General features: G+C 68.9%; 17 protein-coding genes and 1 pseudogene. 14 read left to right on the forward strand and 4 right to left on the reverse strand.

What is annotated here, in order from left to right; genetic code table 11:
- The first annotated feature begins 280 nt into the window (after positions 1-280).
- The 9 genes from ABZ624_RS28050 to ABZ624_RS28090 all read left to right on the forward strand — a co-directional run bounded on the left by ABZ624_RS28050 (position 281) and on the right by ABZ624_RS28090 (position 11091).
- Positions 281-1591 carry a cytochrome P450 gene (locus ABZ624_RS28050; RefSeq protein ID WP_360094622.1) on the forward strand — a complete coding sequence of 437 codons (1311 nt, stop codon included), beginning with the start codon at positions 281-283 and terminating at the stop codon, positions 1589-1591.
- Between the two features lie 387 nt (positions 1592-1978).
- Positions 1979-3115: a pyridoxal phosphate-dependent aminotransferase gene (locus ABZ624_RS28055; RefSeq protein WP_360094625.1), complete on the forward strand. Its 1137-nt coding sequence runs from the start codon at positions 1979-1981 to the stop codon at positions 3113-3115.
- The gene (locus tag ABZ624_RS28060) at positions 3112-4365 is read left to right on the forward strand and encodes a hypothetical protein (protein ID WP_360094628.1); all 1254 of its coding nucleotides are present in this window, start codon (positions 3112-3114) and stop codon (positions 4363-4365) included. The genes ABZ624_RS28055 and ABZ624_RS28060 overlap by 4 nt, the downstream gene beginning before the upstream one ends.
- Before the next feature lie 17 nt (positions 4366-4382).
- Complete coding sequence (locus tag ABZ624_RS28065; protein ID WP_360094631.1) at positions 4383-5321, forward strand: fumarylacetoacetate hydrolase family protein; 939 nt, start codon at positions 4383-4385, stop codon at positions 5319-5321.
- Between the two features lie 49 nt (positions 5322-5370).
- Positions 5371-6519, forward strand: a complete 1149-nt coding sequence (locus tag ABZ624_RS28070) for a TauD/TfdA family dioxygenase (protein ID WP_360094634.1) — start codon at positions 5371-5373, stop codon at positions 6517-6519.
- A gap of 90 nt (positions 6520-6609) precedes the next feature.
- Positions 6610-7950 (forward strand): condensation domain-containing protein, encoded by a 1341-nt coding sequence (locus ABZ624_RS28075; protein WP_360094637.1) that lies wholly within the window; start codon positions 6610-6612, stop codon positions 7948-7950.
- Positions 7947-9518: an amino acid adenylation domain-containing protein gene (locus ABZ624_RS28080; RefSeq protein WP_360094640.1), complete on the forward strand. Its 1572-nt coding sequence runs from the start codon at positions 7947-7949 to the stop codon at positions 9516-9518. Before ABZ624_RS28075 ends, ABZ624_RS28080 begins: the two co-directional genes overlap by 4 nt.
- 40 nt (positions 9519-9558) lie before the next feature.
- Positions 9559-9816 (forward strand): acyl carrier protein, encoded by a 258-nt coding sequence (locus tag ABZ624_RS28085; RefSeq protein ID WP_360094643.1) that lies wholly within the window; start codon positions 9559-9561, stop codon positions 9814-9816.
- A gap of 3 nt (positions 9817-9819) precedes the next feature.
- Complete coding sequence (locus ABZ624_RS28090) at positions 9820-11091, forward strand: MFS transporter (RefSeq protein WP_360094646.1); 1272 nt, start codon at positions 9820-9822, stop codon at positions 11089-11091.
- Positions 11092-11229: 138 nt separating this feature from the next.
- Here the strand turns inward: ABZ624_RS28090 and ABZ624_RS28095 are convergent.
- Positions 11230-11451, reverse strand: a pseudogene (locus tag ABZ624_RS28095) (phosphatase); the annotation flags it as partial.
- 30 nt (positions 11452-11481) lie between these two features.
- Between ABZ624_RS28095 and ABZ624_RS28100 the strand changes: the two are divergent.
- On the forward strand, positions 11482-11835 hold the full coding sequence (locus ABZ624_RS28100; protein ID WP_360094897.1) for a transposase: 354 nt from the start codon (positions 11482-11484) through the stop codon (positions 11833-11835).
- 55 nt (positions 11836-11890) lie between these two features.
- Here ABZ624_RS28100 and ABZ624_RS28105 read toward each other — a convergent pair whose 3' ends face one another.
- A complete protein-coding gene (locus tag ABZ624_RS28105; RefSeq protein WP_360094649.1) occupies positions 11891-13366 on the reverse strand; it encodes an FAD-dependent monooxygenase in 1476 nt (491 codons plus the stop codon).
- A gap of 382 nt (positions 13367-13748) precedes the next feature.
- On the opposite strand from ABZ624_RS28105, the gene ABZ624_RS28110 reads away from it, so the two are divergent.
- From ABZ624_RS28110 to ABZ624_RS28120, 3 genes are all read left to right on the forward strand, one after another.
- Positions 13749-15428 carry a chloride channel protein gene (locus ABZ624_RS28110; RefSeq protein ID WP_360094652.1) on the forward strand — a complete coding sequence of 560 codons (1680 nt, stop codon included), beginning with the start codon at positions 13749-13751 and terminating at the stop codon, positions 15426-15428.
- Between the two features lie 285 nt (positions 15429-15713).
- Positions 15714-16418 (forward strand): DUF4396 domain-containing protein, encoded by a 705-nt coding sequence (locus ABZ624_RS28115; RefSeq protein WP_360094655.1) that lies wholly within the window; start codon positions 15714-15716, stop codon positions 16416-16418.
- 153 nt (positions 16419-16571) lie between these two features.
- Entirely contained in the window at positions 16572-16745 is a 174-nt protein-coding gene (locus tag ABZ624_RS28120; RefSeq protein ID WP_360094658.1) for an SPW repeat protein, read from the forward strand.
- Positions 16746-17037: 292 nt separating this feature from the next.
- On the opposite strand, the gene ABZ624_RS28125 is transcribed toward ABZ624_RS28120, so the two are convergent.
- Together ABZ624_RS28125 and ABZ624_RS28130 are read right to left on the reverse strand one after the other, a co-directional pair.
- Positions 17038-17709 (reverse strand): hypothetical protein, encoded by a 672-nt coding sequence (locus ABZ624_RS28125; protein WP_360094661.1) that lies wholly within the window; start codon positions 17707-17709, stop codon positions 17038-17040.
- Between the two features lie 180 nt (positions 17710-17889).
- Complete coding sequence (locus tag ABZ624_RS28130; protein WP_360094664.1) at positions 17890-18426, reverse strand: MarR family transcriptional regulator; 537 nt, start codon at positions 18424-18426, stop codon at positions 17890-17892.
- A gap of 64 nt (positions 18427-18490) precedes the next feature.
- Between ABZ624_RS28130 and ABZ624_RS28135 the strand changes: the two genes are divergently transcribed.
- Positions 18491-18715, forward strand: a complete 225-nt coding sequence (locus ABZ624_RS28135) for a hypothetical protein (RefSeq protein WP_360094924.1) — start codon at positions 18491-18493, stop codon at positions 18713-18715.
- The last annotated feature ends 27 nt before the right edge of the window (positions 18716-18742 follow it).

The following is an 18742-nucleotide window of genomic DNA, read 5'->3' on the forward strand; positions in this document are numbered from 1 at the left end:
GGGCCTCCTCGACGCACGGCACCGCCTCATGAGAAGGCCATCAAGAACTACCCCTTGCGAGTGGGACCTTTTGTACTCAAACCGAGGGGGGCGTCCGCCCTTCGGACGGCGAGGTGCTACACATGTCCTGGCTGATGCTTTGAGAACCCCTCGCCCCTGTCCTCTTGCGTTCCACCGGACAGGGCGTGAGGCGGCCGGGCCGCTCGCCGCACACCCCCTCCCGCCGGCACGGGAGGCCGACTGATTCGTTACGCCCCCATGCAGCCATACACGCCTGCTCATGACGGGTGCGTCATCAACAGAATTGCCTGAAGAAGTGAAACTTGATTACGCCGTATCACCGGACGATGTCGACCTCGATGCGACCGATTTGACCGACAGCAATCTGTACGCCTTTGGAGATCCGCATTCCGTTTGGAACGCCATGCGGCACCGCGACCCCGTGCGATGGCAGCAGGTCGACGACGATCGCGGATTCTGGTCGGTTACCAAATTCGCCGACGTTGACCTGGTGTTGAGGGATCACACCCTGTTCACCTCCGAGCGGGGCACGATGCTCTTCCTGCTGGGAAAGCAGGATCCCGCCGGCGGGCGCCAAATGGCCGCGACCGATCCGCCGCGCCACACGCGGATGCGGGAGCCGTTGCGGCGCGCGCTCACCGCCAGGAACGTGGAACAATATCGCCCGGCGGTCGCAGCCGCGGTGCGCCGGCTGCTCGCACCGGCCGCAAGCGGCGAGCCGTTCGACTTCGCCCGGGTCATGATGGCGCTGCCGATGGCCACGGCCAGCACGATGATGGGTCTGCCGCGCGAGGACTGGGACCGCCTCACCCGACTGACAGCGATGGCGGTTGCCCCAGGCGACCCCGACTTCGCCGAGCCGGGAGGGGAGAACGCGACATTGCAACGTGCCCATCGCGAATTGTTCGGATATTTCCATGACGTCGTCAGACAACGGCGTCGGAATCCGGGCAACGATCTCATCAGTCTGCTCATGGATACGGAGATCGACGGAAAGACGCTGGACTCGGGTGCGGTCCTGTCCAACTGCTACGGACTGATCCTGGGAGCCAATGTCACTACCCCCTTCGTCCCAACTGGGGCCATGTCCGCCGTTGTCGGCACACCGGCACTTGAACTGTGGCGCAGCGATCCCGGGCTGATCACTTCCGGCGTGGACGAGGCGCTGCGCTGGTCCTCGCCCGCCAACCACTTCATGCGGTACGCGGTGCGGGATTTGGAGCTGCGCGGCAAGAAGATCCGGGCCGGTGACGCGGTGGTGGCCTGGCTCGGTTCGGCCAACCGTGACGAGGAGGTCTTCGACGCCCCGTTCACCTTCGACGTGCGCCGCAAGCCCAACCGGCACATGGCGTTCGGTAGCGGTGCCCACTACTGCGTGGGGCACGCCGTGGCCCGGATGAGCCTGAAGATCCTGTTCACCGAGCTGTTCGAAAGCTTCGACCACTTCGAGATCGTCGGGGAGGTCGAGCACCTGCGCTCGAACTTCGTGGCGGGCATCAAGAGCATGCCGATGGTCATGAAGGTGCGCAGTGAGGTCGTCGACCGGTACGCGGATCTGATGCCCTGCTGAGTCCGAGCGACACCCTCGGAGGAGGAGCCGACACCTGCGGGCCCCACGCGCACGGCGTGTGGGGCCCGTTCGCTGTCTCAACATCTGCGCGTGGGCTCGGACCATAGAAGGGGAGAAACATGGGCACCCAGGTGAATCCCCTTCTGTCCATTGTTTGTTTCTACGAAATAGGCCCTCTAGAGGAGGTTGAGTTTCGGTTGATCGTCCGTGTAGCGTTCACGCGTGTTCGATAGCCGGACACTCGATGGTGGCGCGCATGCCGGTGCGACCCACCACCATGACCCCACCTTGCGCACACTGTAGTTCAACGTTGAACGATCATCCTTCCAGTCCGCGATCGCGGCAGCGCAAGGTCAACTCCCCCCTCGAAACGCACTAGGAGCCTTTGTGCTGCGCAACTTGACGGAACGACAGGTCTCGGTTCTGTCCTACGAGTACAACCTCGCCGACGGACACGCCTATCGGGACTGGAGCCCGCAGGAGCAGGCCGTCGTCGACTCCACCCCCCAGAAGTTCCGGCAGGTCGACCGCCGCCAGCAGGACGCCATCGAAGCCGAGTACTTCGAGACGTTCTACGCCCTGGCACAGCAGACGCTCGACACGGACCACTTCGCCCGCTTCCCCTGCTTCACCGCCTCGGCCGGCATAGAGATCATCGCCAACTATCTGCGCCTGAAGAACCTTTCTGTGACCCTGATCGAGCCCTGCTTCGACAACCTCAAGGACATCCTGCTCCGGCACCAGGTCCCCCTGGAGCCCATCCCGGACGACCTGCTGGAGGCCGACGGCGACGAGCTCGTTGCCTTCCTGGAGCAGATCACGACGGACGTGCTGTTCATCGTCAGCCCGAACAACCCCACCGGGGCCACCGTGCGGCGCGTCAACTTCGGGCGCATCGTCGACTTCTGCGCCCGCACCGGCAAGACCCTCATCCTCGACTCGTGCTTCCGGTTCTACATGCCGGACGACGACGTCTACGACCAGTACAAGATGCTCGCCGACGCCGGCATCGACTGCATCGTCATCGAGGACACCGGCAAGACCTGGCCCACCCTGGAGCTCAAGGGCCCGTTCCTGTCCGTGTCCAAGCGGCTCGTCGAGGCGATCTCGCACATCAACTCCGACTTCCTGCTCCACGTGTCGCCGTTCGCCATCGACCTCGTGACAGACTTCCTGCGCACCTCGATGCAGGACGGCCGCAGCCACATCCGCGGCGTCGCCGCCCAGAACCGGGCCGTGCTGCACGCCGAGCTCGCCGGCACCTTCCTGACGCCCGTTGAGCGCGAGCACATGAGTGTGAGCTGGCTGCGCATCGACGCGGACATCACCTCCGCCGAGGTCGTCGCCGAACTGGCCCGCGAAGGCGTCCACGTTCTGCCCGGCAACGAGTTTTACTGGACCGACAAGAGCGTCGGCGACTCCTACGTCCGCGTCGCACTCATGCGCGACCCCGCCATGTTCGTCAAGGCCGCTGCCCGCCTGGGCGACACCGTGCGACGGCTGACCGAGACCGTCGCACGATGAGCCCCACCGCCGCGGACCTGCTTTACAGCTGGAACCCCCAGGCGGACGTGGCGCTGCGCGGAATACGCATCGAGGACGACATACGCGAGTCGCTCCAGAGCGTGGCGGTGCGCCGGCCCTCACTGGACCGACGCACTCACCTGCTGGACCTCGCCGCCGCCGTCGGCGTGCATGTGTCGTTCCTCGGCTTCCCCGCCGCCTCACACAACGAGTACGAGCAGTGCGCGTCACTCGTCCAGCACATCGTCGACCAGGGGCTCGGCGTCGAGCCCGTCCTGATGGCGCGCGCCGTGCCGTCCGACCTCACGCCGCTGCTGGAAATCGGGCAGCGCACCGGAGCGCTCGTCCTCGCCGACCTCTACCTGAGCACCAGCCCGTTGCGCTGCCACGTCGAAGACTGGTCGCTGCCGGACATGCTGCACCGCCTCCAGCGCGTGGCCCGCCAGGCGACGGCGGAGGGCCTCGACTTCCGGATCGCCTTCGAGGACTCCACCCGCACGCCCCCCGACGTCCTCACCGACTGCATCACCGCGGCCGTCGACGTCGGAGCCCGATGCGTCGTGCTCAACGACACAGTGGGCCAGTGCCTGCCTGAAGGGGCCGCACGCCACACGGAGTTCGCCCGCGAGGTCCTCTCGCGTGCCGGCAGCGACGCCGTACTGGCCTGGCACGGCCACAACGACCGCGGCCTGGCCCTGGCCAACTCCCTGGCAGCGGCCCGAGCAGGCGCCGGAGTGATCAGCGGCACGTTCCTGGGGCTCGGCGAACGCACGGGAAACCTGGCCCTGGAGCAGTTCATCGCGGTGCTGGCCGAAGCCGGACACGCCGACTTCGACCTCAAGCGCCTGCCCGGGATGTGCGCCGCGGTCGCCGAGGCCCTCCACGTCGACGTAGCGGCACACCAACCCCTGGTCGGTGCCGACGCGTTCAGCACCGCCACCGGCACGCACGCCACAGCCCTGGTCAAGGCACGGGCCATGGGACGGGACTTCGAGGACCTCATCTACTCCGCCGTCGAAGCCGCCTCCCTCGGTCGCGAACAGACCCTGCTCATGGGCCCCAACAGCAGCGGCCGCTCCATCGCCACCATCCTGGGCGAGATGGGGCTCGCCGCCGACGACACGGCCGTCGCCGCGGTCCTGGCCCACTGCAAGCAGCGCGCCACGACGCTGCGCGGACGCGAGCAGGCGGCGCGGGTCCTCGACCTCGGAGCCCGCCCCTCGACCCACACCACCCCAACGGCCCCCTGACGGGCCCGGAGCACACCATGCACCTGGTCACCTACCGCCCCCCACACACGGGCGACCCCACCCTCACCCTCGCCGGAGTCCTGCACGGCGGGTACCTCGTCAACCTCAACACGCTGCCCCTGCCGTCCGCGTACCTGCGCCCCGACCGGGCCTTCCGCTCGGTCGAGGACGTACTGTCCGCCCACGCGCTCGATACCATCCAGGAGGCGTGGAACGACGTACTCGCCGACCGCGGGACCCTCGACCGGTGCCTGGTCGAGCACGGCGTCCCCGCCGGTGACGTCCACTTCGAGCCCCCGGTGCTGCGCCCCGGCAAGGTCATCGGCGTCGGCATGAACTACCGTTCGTTCCTCGCCCAGTTGAACGAGCCGGTCCCCGAACACCCGACGGTGTTCCACAAGACGGCCTCGGCCCTGCGCGGCCACTGCCAGGCGGTCCACGTCCCGTCCAACACCAGCCAGCCCGTCCCCGAAGGTGAGCTGGCGGTCATCATCGGAGAGCGCGCCCACCAGGTCTCACCCGCCGAAGCGCTGTCCCACGTCGCCGGCTACAGCTGCGCCAACGACATCAGCGCCCGCGACTTGGAATTCCGTACCAGCCAGTGGACGAGCGGCAAGATGCTGGCCACCTTCGGCCCGCTCGGTCCCGCGCTCGTGACCCCCGACGAGATCGTCGACGTCACCGACCTGGCGGTCCGCACCTACCTCAACGGCGACGTCATCCAGGACGGCAACACCGCAGACATGACCTTCGGCGTCGCCGAGATCATCAGCCGTCTGTCCTGGCTGACCCCGCTGGAGGTCGGCGATGTCGTCCTCACCGGAACACCGTCCGACCTGGGCGAGCTGTCGCCGCCCGTCTTCCTGACCGCCGGCGACACGATCGAGGTGGAGGTCGAGGGCATCGGGCGCCTCACCAACACCGTCGTCGCCCCCCACCTCACCCCCCGCGCCTGACCACCGCGCCACCCACCCCACACGATCCTGCACGCAAAGGAGCCCGACCATGACCGACACGGCCACCATCACCAGCGCGTCCTTCGACGCCGCGGCCGTCCGCATCCAGTGGAGCGATGGCCACCACAGCACCCTGCACAGCATGTGGCTGCGCGACAACTGCGCCTGCGCCGACTGCGGACCGCACGCCACCGGCAGCAGGCTCCAGCGGCTGCTGGACATCCCCGACGACATCGCCCCGGCCGCCGTCACCGCCGAGGCCGACACCCTTACCGTCACCTGGGACAACGACAGCCACCAGTCGGTCTACACCGCCCACTGGCTGCGCACCAACGCCTACAGCCCGGCCAAGCTGCGCGACTGCCACAAGCCGGTCAAGACCGTGTGGGACAGCACGCTGAGCCAGTGGCCCACTGTCGAGTGGGACAAGGTCCTGACCGACGACACCGAACGCCGCAAGCTGCACGTGGCCGTCGCCGAGTTCGGCTTCGTCCTCCTGCGCGGCCTCGGCACCGACCACGACGGCATCGAGAAACTCGCCGACGAGATCGGCTACCTGCGCGAGACGCACTACGGCAAGTTCTTCGACCTCATCACCCGCGCCAAGCCCCAGATCCTCGCCGACCTTGCCGGGCCCATCCTGCCGCACACCGACGAGGCCTACCGGCGCGTGCCGACCGGCATCAACATCTTCCACTGCATCAAGCCCAGCCCGTGCGGCGGCGGCGTCTCCCAGCTCGTCGACGCATACAACGTCGCGCGCATTCTGCGCGAGCGCGACCCCAAGGCGTACGAGCTGCTCACCCGCGTCCCCGTACAGCACCAGCGCCGCATCGAGGACCAGGTCATCTCCTCCGACCTGCCCGCCATCCTCCTCGACCACGAAGACGAGGTCATCGAAGTGCGCCTCAACGAGCGCACCATGACAGCCATCCGCGTCGACGAGGACCTCATGGAGGAGACCTACGCGGCCCTGCGCACGGCGTTCCGCATCGCCTACGAGCCCGCTCAGCGCATCGAATACACCATGGCCGCAGGAGACGCCCTCCTCTTCGACAACCTGCGCGTCCTGCATGCGAGGACCGGCTACAACGGCGACCGCCACGTGCGCCAGTGCCAGGTCATGCGCGACGAGTTCTTCGCCAAGGGCGTCGCCCTGTCCGAGAAGACGGGCCTGTTCGGCTCCGTCCAGGCCTGACCTCTCCGCCCGGGCCGCCGCCGACGACGAGAAACTCTCGCCGGCGGCGCCCTGAGCCCCGGCCCCGATCGTCCGACAGAGAGCCCGCACATGAGCTACATCACGCCGCGCCCGGACGCCCGACGCGCACCCACGACCCCGGCCCAGCGCCGCGACTGGCGTGCCCACCATGGCCGAAGCGACAACGCCTTCATGAACCTCTCGGCCGCTTTCACCCTCAAAGGCCCACTGGACGAAGGAGCACTGCGTCGCGCTGTCGACCGACTCGTGGCCCGGCACGAGGCCCTGCGTACCGAGTTCCGCACCGACGGCGACCGGCTGTGGCAGCACGTGCTCCCGACGACCGCCGCACGCCTGCCCGCACTGACCACCGAGGACCTGGCCGAGTACGCCCACCATCCCGGCCAGGCCGAGCGGCAGTGGGCCGCAACCGTCGCGGACCGATCCTTCGAGCTCGAGACCGGCCCGCCGGCGCGCTTCGCCCTCGCCCGCACCGGGCCCGAGCGCGCCATCCTGTGCATGGTCCTGCACCACATCATCTGCGACCAGACCAGCGTCCGCATCGCCCTGCGCGATCTCGCGGCGCTGTACACCGCCGAAACCACCGCAGGCGCGGCACCACTGCCCGAACTGACCGTCCAGTTCCCCGACTACGCCCACTGGTGGCATGAGCGCTCCACGGCAGGCAACTTCAACCGCAGCCTGGCCCACTGGGCCCGCGGCCTCGCCGACGCCCCCGCGGTCACGCCGCTTCCCGTCATCCCGTCACAGGACCGGCGCGCGAGCACGTACACCACCGCGATGCCCCACCACACGGCCGACCGGCTCGCCCAGGCCGCGGCGCGGTCCCGCACCACTCCTTACGTCCTGCTGCTGTCCGCCTTCAGCGGAGCGCTCGCCGACCTGACCGGAGCCCGCGAGCACCTCGTCGAGTGCGGATACGCCAACCGCCTCTCCGCGCCCCTGTGGGAAGGCATCGGACGCTTCTCCAACAACCTGGTGCTGCGCGTACCGACCGACCCTGGCGCCGGCACACGCGAACAGCTCGCGGCCACCCACCGCGCCGCCATGACGGCCTTCGCCCACGCCCGCGTCTCCCTGGACGCCGTCAACGAGGCGGCACTCCTCGACCGACAGTTCGTACCCAACCCCGAATCCGCCGTCGCCTTCCAACTCATCGACGGATTCACCGACTTGCTGCCACTTCCCGGCATCACCGCCGAACAGCACCCCACCGCGGCCGGCACCATCCTGGACCTGCTCAGCGTCATGGTCGAACGCAACGGCCCGGACCTGACGCTGCGGGCCACGTACTGCCCCAGCCTGCTCGCCACCGCATGGATCGAGGACCTCGGCCGACGCTTCCTCGCTCGCCTCGACACCCTCGTCACGGGGGTCGAGCGCGACCAGACCGCGGAGGCCACCGCATGACCGCCATGACCCTCCACGACCTCGTCGCCCACACGGCACGACGCCACCCGGCGGCTACCGCGCTCGTCGTGGCCCACGAACCCGACCTCACCTACGCCCAGTTGATCGACGCAGCCGAAGCGACGGCTAGCACCCTCCTGCAAGCGGCCGGAACCGGCAACAGCTTCCCGCCCCGCGTCGGCCTCATCGGGCACAAGACCACGGCCACCTACACCGCCTACCTGGCCCTCCTGCGCCTGGGCGCCACAGTCGTCCCCCTCAGCACCGCCGCCCCCACGGCCCGCGTCCGCGCCATCTGCGAAGCCGCGAACCTGTCGCTCCTGGTCGCCGACGCGGCCGGGGCGGCCACTTTGGCCCCGCTCGCCGAGACGCCGAACGCCCCGCGCGTGATAGCGATCGACGCATTGCCCACAGCGCCAGCGCGCACACAGGTGCCGCCCCAGCGCCGGGAGCAGCCGACCACGGCGCATCCGGCCGACCCCGTGGCCTACGTCATCTTCACCTCGGGCACCACCGGACGCCCCAAGGGCGTGCCCATCACCCACGGCAACGCCCTGGCCTGCGTACGCCACAATATCGACGCCTATGGCATCGGCGTCGGCGACCGGCTCACCCAGACCTTCGACTTCGCCTTCGATCCCTCGGTCTTCGACATGTTCGTCGCCTGGGGATCAGGCGCCACCCTGGTCGCCCCCACCCCCAACGACCTGCTGCACCCGGTCGCCTGGGTGCGCCGCGAGGCGATCACCCACTGGTTCTCCGTCCCCTCCACGATCGCCACGGCCGCCAAGCTCGGCGAACTGACCGAGGCGTCGATGCCGACACTGAAGGTCAGCATGTTCGGCGGAGAACCCCTGACCGCGGATCACGCCCGCGCCTGGCACGGAGCGGCACCGCAGAGCAAGCTGGAGAACCTGTACGGCCCCACCGAGTGCACCATCTCCGTCAGCAGCCACTCGCTCGCCGACGACCCCCGGCACTGGCCCCAGACGGACAACGGCACCCTGCCCATCGGACGCGTCTACGATCACATGGAACGCGTCGTCGTCGCGGACGGCCGCGAAGCCGAGCAGGGCGAGCTGTGCCTTCGCGGGTCGCAGCGCTTCGCCGGCTACCTCGACCCCCAGGACAACACCGGCCGGTACTACGTCCGCGAACAGGACACCTATCTCCCTCTCGCCGACGACGCACTCCCCACGGCGCAGGCCTGGTACCGCACCGGGGACCGCGTCGCATACACCCCTGACGGCGACCTGGTCCACCTCGGACGCCTCGACTCCCAAGTCAAGATAAGAGGATTCCGCATCGAACTCTCCGAGATCGAAGGCGCGCTGAGGCTGGCTGAACCCGTCCAGGACGCGGTCGTCGTCGCCGCCCCCGGCCGGGCCGGCCACCTGGAACTCACCGCCTTCTACACCGGGCGGACCGCCGACCCGCGCACCCTGCGCACCGCCCTCGCGGCCTCACTCCCCGCCTACATGGTGCCCCGGCGCATCACCCACCTCGACGCCTTCCCGCTCACCACCAACGGCAAGGTCGACCGGGCCCGACTGCTCAACCACACCTGACCCACCTCCACCCACCACCCACCACCCACCCGGAGATCCCATGGACCCCATCACCATCGAAGAAACCGTCCGCCAGCGCTGGGCCCTCGTCCTCGAAACCTCCGCCGACGACATCACCGACGACTCCGACTTCTTCGCCGACGGCGGCGACTCGCTCCTCGCCGCCGAACTCGTGGCCTCCATCAGCGATGCCGTCAGGGCCGACGTCGACATCGCCGACCTCTTCCTCGACGCGTCCTTCGCCGGACTCCTCCGGGCCACGACCGACGCCTGCGCCCAGGCCCTCGCCGACCACTGACGCATGGCTGCCAACGCCCCCACCGCCACCCGACCCGGGAGCCGCAACACCATCGCGGCTCCCGTCATCGTCGACTTCTTCCTCTCCGGCCTCGGCTTCTACTGCGTCGTACCGGTCCTGCCGACGATCATCGGGATCCTCACCCGGAACCCCGACCCCCTGCTGACCGGCACCGCGCTGTTCACCTTCACCTTCGCCTACAAGGGAGGCTCGCTCTTCTGCGCCAACACCCTGCAGAGACTGCCAGTACGCACCACGACCGCCGGCGGCCTGGTGATCGCCGGCGCGGGCTTCCTGCTGCTGCACGGCATGACACACCCCGTCGGCATCCTCGCCTGCCTGGTCCTCGCCGGACTCGGCGTCAGCGCCAACAACATCAGCGCACGCGTACTGGTGGCCCTTACCCAGGCCGAACCCACCGCACGCAACACAGCCTTCGCCTACATCCAGGTCGCCATCAACGTGGCCGCCGCCGTCGGCCCCCTGGCGGCGAACCTGCTGCTCGGCGACCACCCCCGTGTCCTGCTCCCCGTCATCGCCGGCATTTTCCTGCTCACGGCCTCGCTGATGTTCGTCCTCGTCCCGCGAGACCTGCGCCCTGCCGACAGCGCCACCCGCAAACCCCGGGGCCTGCGGGTCGTCGCGGACATGGTGCGCGACCCGCGCGTACGCACCGTCTCCCTGCTCACTCTCGTCGGCAGCGTGATGTACGGCCAGTTCTTCTCGGCCTTCGCCATCCACATCACCCACGTCACCGACTCCCCGACCGTACGTGGCGCCTACTACACCATGAACGCCGTCATCATCGTCGCGGGCCAGGTACTGGTCACCCGCCTGACCAACCGGGCACTCGGCCGCGGGCACACACCGGGGATCATCCTCTGCGTCGGCATCGCCGTGTTCGGCGTCTCGTTCCTCCTCCTCGCGCTCCCCGGCCCGTCCATCGCCCTGACCTTCCTCGCCGTCGGCGTCTTCGCCACCGCCGAGATGGTCTTCTCACCCATGGTCAGCACCGCCTACGCACAACTGGGCGGGGATCGACCCATGGTCGAGGTCTTCAACTTCCGGCAGGTCAACGCCACCCTCGGCGAGTCCCTCGGCGGCTTCGCCGGAGGTGCGCTGTTCACCACGCTGTTCCAGCACCGACTGGGGCCGGCCTACTGGGCGGGCGCCGCACTCATCGGCCTTGCCACAGCCGCCGCCACTGCCGCGTTCCACCGACGGGAGGGTCGCCCAGCGATAACAACGCTGCCAGGAGCGGGAAAAGAGGCATGAGGACGAGGGGAACACGATGACCACCGAGGGTAAGGCGGAGCGCACCGAGGACGTACGGCAATGGATGCGGGGCCTGGACTGGCTACGCGTGGCGGTCGTCATGGGGAGCACTGCGCACACGCCATGAGCTGGCGACGGCTGCCCGCATTCCTCGCCGAGCACCGCGTCATCAGGCCGTGCGGCAGTGATGACGCCGAGGATCGTCTTCTCAGCCTCCACATCGGCGGCGGCAAAGTTCCCCGGCACCCTTGTCGATGCGGTGGCCCCGCCGGTCGTACATGTTGCGGACCACGTCCGCGCCATCTCGCGCCCGGCTATCGCGACTGCAGCATCGTCGGAGCACGCGTATGAGTTGATCAGGCCTTTGCCACCAACACGGCGGGCGAGACGATCGCCGCCCTCGAATTGCGCCACCGGCAGCGGGCCCGCGCCGAGGACCGCATCCGCGCCGCCCGCGCCACCGGCCTACGCACCCTCCCCCTCCAGGAGGCCATGCCGAACCAGATTTGGCTGGAGATCATCCAGATCGCCTTCGACCTGCTGGCCTGGATGCCCCTGTTCCCCCTGACCGGCCAAGCCCGGTTCTGGGAGCCCCGCCGACTGCGGCTTCGGCTGTTCTCCACCGTCGCCCAGCTCATCGCCACCGGCCGACGCCGCTACCTCCGTCTGGCCCAAGCACTGGCCGTGGACCGAGGTAATCACGAGGCCCTGGACCGGCTCCACGCCCTCCCGAACCCCGGCTGACCAGCATGTTCCCGTCCCTGCGAGCAGCACCAGCCCACCGGAGCCGTGGAAACGGTCATGTCCCACGGGGTGGTGTAGTCACGGCAGCTGTTTCGGTTCCGTTTGTGGGGTGATCTGCGGTTCGGGTTCGGTTGGCTTGGTGGTGAAGAGCTCGGCCATGGAGGCTTCGGAGAGGTAGGACTCTGCGCAGGTGAGCGGTGACGGCGCCAGGGCCGAGCGGGGGACTTGGCTGCATGTCGATTCCCTCCGGATTGCCGGGCTCCCCAGCCCGGCACGAACTGTTCATGGCCTGTGGGGACTTGCGCTGCTGCGCGCGACGCCCACGACTGGCGCCGCGCTCACTCAGGCCGGACCCACGGCGGATTACCCCCAAGGAGAGTTGTCGCCTACCAGCAAGCGCGGTACCGACGAGACGCCACACGCCAGGAAGTCCCGCGAGCAGCAAGGCAGCCCGGCGGGCGCGCACCTGCCGCGATGATTCGGGGACGAACCAGCGCGCGGCTCTGCGGGCGACGCGCTGCCTGTTCTTGATGACGGGCCGCCACAGCCGCTCGTACGCGTGCAGAGCGTCCTCGATCCGGGAAGCTCGGGAAAGCTGGTCGGCCAGCACATACGCACCGCCCATCGCCAGAGAGGCGCCCTGCCCCGCGAGCAGGGACACAGCCTGGCAGGCGTCACCGACCAGCACGACCCGCCCGTGGCTCCAGCTGGGCAGATCGATCTGCGCGACCTGGTCGTAGTAGATCTGTGCGGACGGAGGACACTGGGCCAGGGCGCGGGGCACGAGCCAGCCGAGCGAGCCGTACTCGCGGCGCAGGGCGTCCCGCGCGTCGCCGGAGCGGGAGGGATCGGCGGCCCGGTGCACGGTGAAGGCGGCGACCTCGTCGTCGCGCAGCGCGTACAGGCCCATCTGCCTGCCCACGGTGTCGGTGAGGCAGAACCGGTCACCGAGCTGCTCGTGCACCTGAGGGTCGTGGAAGATGAATGCGGCCGTGTGGTAGCCGAGGTATCGCACGTACTGGTGTTCCTCGCCGAAGACCAGGGTGCGCAGCGTGGAGTGGAGGCCGTCGGCACCGACAAGGAGATCGGCGTCGATGCCACTGCCGTCGGTGAGGGTGACGTGGATTCCATCCGGCCGTGCGTCCACACTGGCCGGGCCGACGCCGAAGCGCAGGCGGACGGCGAACGACAGACGTTCTCGCAGGACGAGTTCGAGGTCGGGCCGCATGATGCTCAGCAGCCGGCCACGCACGGAACGGGCGAACCGGCCGTACGGGAGCCGGGCACGGCACCGCCCGTCCCCGTCCAGGAAAGCAGCCTCCGAGACCGGGTAGCTGAGCTCCTCCAGCCATGGCAGCATCCCCATGGCCTCCGCCGCGTCGTATCCGGGCCCAAAGAAGTCGATCATGTAGCCCTCGGTGCGGGGCCGTGGCGCCTTCTCCAGGACCACGACCTCCCAGCCGAGCACGTTGTGCAGGCGGCCGGCCAGGGCGAGTCCCGCGATACCGGCCCCACAGATGACGACCCTCATCGGCGCACACCACCTTCATGCCTGGGCACGGTCAGCGGGCTACGGCCCCCACCCATTTTGCACTATGCAAGGCTTATCGCGTCAAGACGAACAGCGAGCCTGTTCGGAAGAGCCTGCGCGCGCTGGCAGTGATCGCCGACCCGACCTGTTCCCTGGTCCCCCGCCGCCGCGAGGCTGTGATCGCCTGCGACCCTTCGATCCCGATGGGTGGACAGATGAAGCGCCCTCCTGACTAATTTTGCATAATGCAAATGTAGGAAGGGGTAAATATATGGGTGCCATACCGGCAACGGGGAACAGCACACGAGGGCCCATCACGGCAGCGAGCGGTGCCGAACCTGCGCAAAGGCTCGCGGGGCTACGGAACGCCTCGTGGGGTGTCATGGCATTGGCCGTGGTGGTCGGTGCCGGAGCGGGCGTCGGCTCGGTCGTGTTCCGCTGGTGCATCAAGACCTTCACCCGCGCGCTGTCGGGGCACGACGACTACTCCGCCTCCCCTGGCCAGAGCAATCCGCACATGCCGTGGCTGGGCCCCTATTTCGTGCTGCTCGTCCCGGTGATCGGCGGACTGCTGTACGGCCCGCTGGTCAACCGGTTCGCAAAGGAGGCCCGCGGGCACGGCGTGCCCGAGGTCATGCTGGCCGTCGCCCAGCGCGGCGGGAAGATCAGCCCGAAGGTGGCCGTCGTCAAGACACTCGCCTCCGCCCTGTGCATCGGGTCCGGCGGCTCGGTCGGCAGGGAGGGCCCGATCGTGCAGATCGGCTCCGCGCTCGGTTCCACCCTCGGCCGCGTGACGAAGGCGGCCGAGGGCCGCACGAAGCTCCTGGTCGCCTGTGGCGCGGCGGGCGGCATCGCGGCCACCTTCAACGCTCCCCTGGCCGGCGTCTTCTTCGCCATGGAACTGATCCTCGGCACCTTCTCGGCGGAGGCGTTCGGCGCGACGGTGCTGGCCAGCGTCACCGCGAGCATCATCGGCCGCGCCTCCTTCGGCGACGTCGCCTTCCTGACCCTGCCCGCCTTCCACGTCGACCACCTCGCCCAGTACGGCTTCTTCGCCCTGCTCGGCATCATCGCCGCCCTCGTCGGCATGGGCTTCACCCGCTTCCTCTACCTGATCGAGGACGCCTGCGACTGGCTCTGGCGCGGCCCTGAATGGCTGCGCCCCGCGGTCGGCGGAGGGCTGCTCGGCCTGGTGCTGCTGGCACTGCCGGAGATGTACGGCGTCGGCTACCCGGTCCTGGAGAAGGCGACCGAGGGCGGCTACGCGGTCGGCTTCCTGCTCTTGCTCCTGGCCGGCAAGATGCTGGCGACCAGCCTCACCATCGGCATCGGCGGCTCGGGCGGTGTCTTCGCGCCGAGCCTGTTCATCGGTGCCATGCTGGGCTCCGCGTACGGCATCGGCGTCCACCACCTGCTGCCCGGCACCGCTGGCGCGGTGGGCGCGTACGCCCTGATCGGCATGGGTGCCACATTCGCCGGTGCGGCCCGGGCGCCGATCACCGCCGTGGTCATCCTCTTCGAGCTGACCGGCGAGTACTCGATCATTCTGCCCCTGATGCTGGCGATCGTGCTGGCCACCGCCACCAGCCACCTGCTCTCCCGCGACACCATCTACACCCTGAAGCTGCGCCGGCGCGGCATCGACCTCGAGGGCCCCGCCCCCGGAGCGGCCATCGGCACCCAGCACGTCGGTGCCGTCATGGAGCCACTGCCCTCCCCGCTGCCCGCCACCACAGCTCTTGCCGACGCCGCTGACCTCCTGAGCCTCTCCGGCCATGGCGCGCTCCCGGTCGTCGCCGACACAGGGGAGTATGTCGGCATCGTCACGGCACAGGCAGTGGCCGAGGCCCTCGCGGAACAACCGGACGCCGCGCCGCGGACGGTCGAGCAACTCGCCGCGCCACCGACGACGGTCACGACGGAGCAGCCCCTCGCCCAGGCCCTGCACGCCCTGCTGTCGGCCGCCGGGACCGGGGTGCCCGTACTGGATTCCGAACGGGGCAAGCCGGTCGGGTGGCTCAGCCACCAGAGCGCACTTCGCGCGGTACACGCGACCACCTGAACTCGCAATCCCCAGGTGTTGCGATCCACTCCCGAGATCTCTCGAAGCACGTCCGGCGCGCCTACTCGTTCGTCTGCCTCGACTGCGGGCACGGATGGGAAAGCGCGTACGACATCGATGTGACGGTGGACGATCGCGGGCAGATCATTGCCGTCTACCACCTCAGCGGCAACTCGTGCCTTCACCGCTGCAGTCGCCGCGCTGCCCCAATTGCGAGGGTCGCAAGATCCGCATCATGCGACCGGAGCGCGTGGCGTCGGCGCGGCTGCACGAGAGGTGACGGCAGTGGAGCCACACCACCCGCCGCCGCCTTGGCTCGAGGCGCTCGGCTTGGCCAGTCTCTCAGTGGCAGGGGCGAGCGCCCTGGCCATCGTGTGGGACATGACACTGCGCGGATACCGGCAGCGCATGTGGATCATGCACCTGGTACACCCGATCACAGCTCTGTACTGGGGTCCCGCCGCGCTCTGGTTCTACGTCCGCCACGGTCGGCGTACGTCCCTGCCGGTGATTGAGGAGCAGGGCGACCCGGATCCGGAGAAGCTGGCGGGCTGGGTCCCCTCCGCGAAGGCCATCAGCCACTGCGGCGCAGGCTGCGTCCTGGGAGACATCGCGGGCGAATGGCTGGTACGGGCGAGCGGTCTGACGATCGCTGGCAAACCGCTGCACGCCGATTTCCTGCTGGACTTCGCATTCGCCTGGCTGCTGGGCATCGGCTTCCAGTACTTCACCATCGTCCCCATGCGCGACATCGGACCCGCCCAGGGTTTCTGGGCCGCCGTCAAGGCCGACACGTTCTCCATTCTGGCGTTCCAGGTTGGCCTGTTCGCCGGCATGTGGGCCTGCCAGGAGGCTCTCTTCGCGCCCGGCCTGGACACGACCACGGCCGCGTATTGGCTCCTGATGCAGCTCGCCATGATCGTCGGATTCTTCACGGCTTGGTCGGTCAACGACTGGCTGGTCCGGGCCGGCTGGAAGGAGCGGATGTGAGCGGGACCGGCGCCCTCGTGCCGGGCTAGTGACCGGAGCGCTCGCGGAGCACAGCTATGACGTATTGACGTCACTGGACCGAACACAGCAAGTCGGGTGCGCCCGACGTGCAAAACCGCCCTGTGCAGAGGGCCGAGCGACCCGGCAGGCGCAGTGGACTGGCTCATCCTGCTGGCCGGCGTCTACACGGCTGTCTCGCCATGGGCGATCCCCTTCGCCAGAACGAACCCCTACCTGACGGCCAACATGCTGATCAGGGGGCTCGCCGCCACGGTCCTTGCCTTCGGAATCCCCCTCGCGCCTGAGCGGATGCACCGACTCGCTTGAACCATGGCGCCCCTTGGTCTTTGGCTCATCCCTGCGCCATCAGTCGTGACCGCATCCCACGACGCACCGCCCGGGATCGTGGGGAGCAACAGCTTGACGGGCAGCATCACGTGCCTGATGGGGCTGATCGCCACGAATCTGATTCTGGGACCATCCGGGTAGGGCAGCCGACCGGGCTCGCAGTAGGCGGGCCCACCCGATACCGGGCCCCCGTGGTAGCCCTCACACCGCCCCGGAGGTGCCGACAAACACAGCCTCGCCCGCACCGTCCACCATCCGGACGACGGGTTGATCAGCGGCGGCCCGTGGCGTGTCGGCCGCTGACCTGGGGAACTTCGGGAGGACTGGAAAGCCGATAGGAGCGCACCACGGCGGTCACGCTTACGGCTATGAGTGCCATGCTCCACGGGGCAAGGTCCCGCAGCGGTCCCGGCCCTCCGGCCACGCCACGCGGCGGCACCCGCCCTTCGGGGTCGTAGACGATCGCGAGCGCGTCTCCCGGCCGCGTCGCCTCGCCACAGCCGCGCCAGATCCGAACCTTGAACGAGACGCCGTCGTGGTCCATCACCGAGCAGAGGTAGCGGCCGTGACCACCGTTCGCCGCCCGGCCATCGTCGACCGATGTCACCACCACCGACTGCACCCGCCCACGCTCAGCCAGCACCACACCGGCGGCGGCCTGCGGCGCCTGAAGCGCGAGGCACACGCCGAGCAGGGCCGTGATACCGACCCGTGCGCGGCCGGCTCCCACGGACGTCAGATAGAGGGCCAGCGCGGCCCCGCACACCAGCCCTGCTTCGCCGTCGGCCAACGAAGGTCTGCCCGACCAGGCACCGAAGAGTGCCGTTCCCACGATTGCGGCGGTGGCGACGGCCCCCGCGAGGACGCCTTCTACGACGAGCCATCCGGGCGGCAGCCCGACGAACTCGGCCGGCCCCCACACCGTGGTCCGCCCATGCGACATGAGGTGTGACTCGGCGGAAGACGAGGGCCGACGCCTTCGGCGCATGCGTGCCGCACCCGCATTCTTGTCCCTGGCTATGGGCGACCGCCGACGCTCCTCCACTTCGCTTGCATTATGCAAAACGTGAGGGAGGCAGAGATAGGGAGCCCCTGAAAGTAGTTCACGGCCGACCGTGCCCTGTCAGGCGTCGTCCGCCAGCATTCCGTCCACGATCCAGCCGAGCGGGTGTGGCTCCGGATCGTCCGCCCCCGGTGCCGGAGGCTCGCCTCCCGCCTCGTTGAAGGCGCTGAGCGCCTCCACGAGCGCCAGCCGCTCCATCGGGCGAAGCCGTTCGACGATGGCGGCGATCTCGGCGCGCCGCCGGGCGGTGACTTCCTCGACGGTGCGCCGGCCCTCTTCGGTCAGCCGCAGCAGGGTCTCGCGACGGTTGACGGGATTGGCCTGCCGGTCGGCAAGCCCGGCGGCGATGAGCCGGTCGACCATGCGCATGGCGGTGGAAGGTGCCACCTGGAGCAACTCGGCGAGCTCGACCAGCTTGGTCGTCCCCCTGGTGGACAGCACCACCAGCATCCGGAACTGGGCGACGGTCACCCGCTCCTCCACCGCCGCCAACGAGCGGGCGGAGACCGCCACCAACAGACGCGACGCGGTCAGCACCGCTCTGGTAACCGCATCTACATCGTCCAAGGCACCCGTGGGGGTCTGCTGCTCCGCCATACATCCTTTCTACCGTGCCAAAGCCGCCCCGCTTGCACTTCATACGAACAGACATTCAGCCCGCATGGTCGTGATAGCGGAGCAAAAGCGTCGCGGCATCGTCATGGAGCGGCCCGGCGGCATGCCGGACCAAGTCCTCACGCAGCGCCTCCAGGGCACGATCCGCGTCCGGTCCCTTCAGCAGGCCCGCCCGGTCACCGTGCGCCGCACGGCCCGACGACTCGCGCGACGGGCGCTCGGTTACCCGAAGGCCGTATTCCTCAACCAACCCGCCCTCGTGCCGGAATGAAACGGCGGTCAGGCGGGCATCCAGGAC

Origin of the sequence: Streptomyces sp. NPDC007205 (genome assembly GCF_040634095.1) — a bacterium.
Classification (GTDB): domain Bacteria; phylum Actinomycetota; class Actinomycetes; order Streptomycetales; family Streptomycetaceae; genus Streptomyces.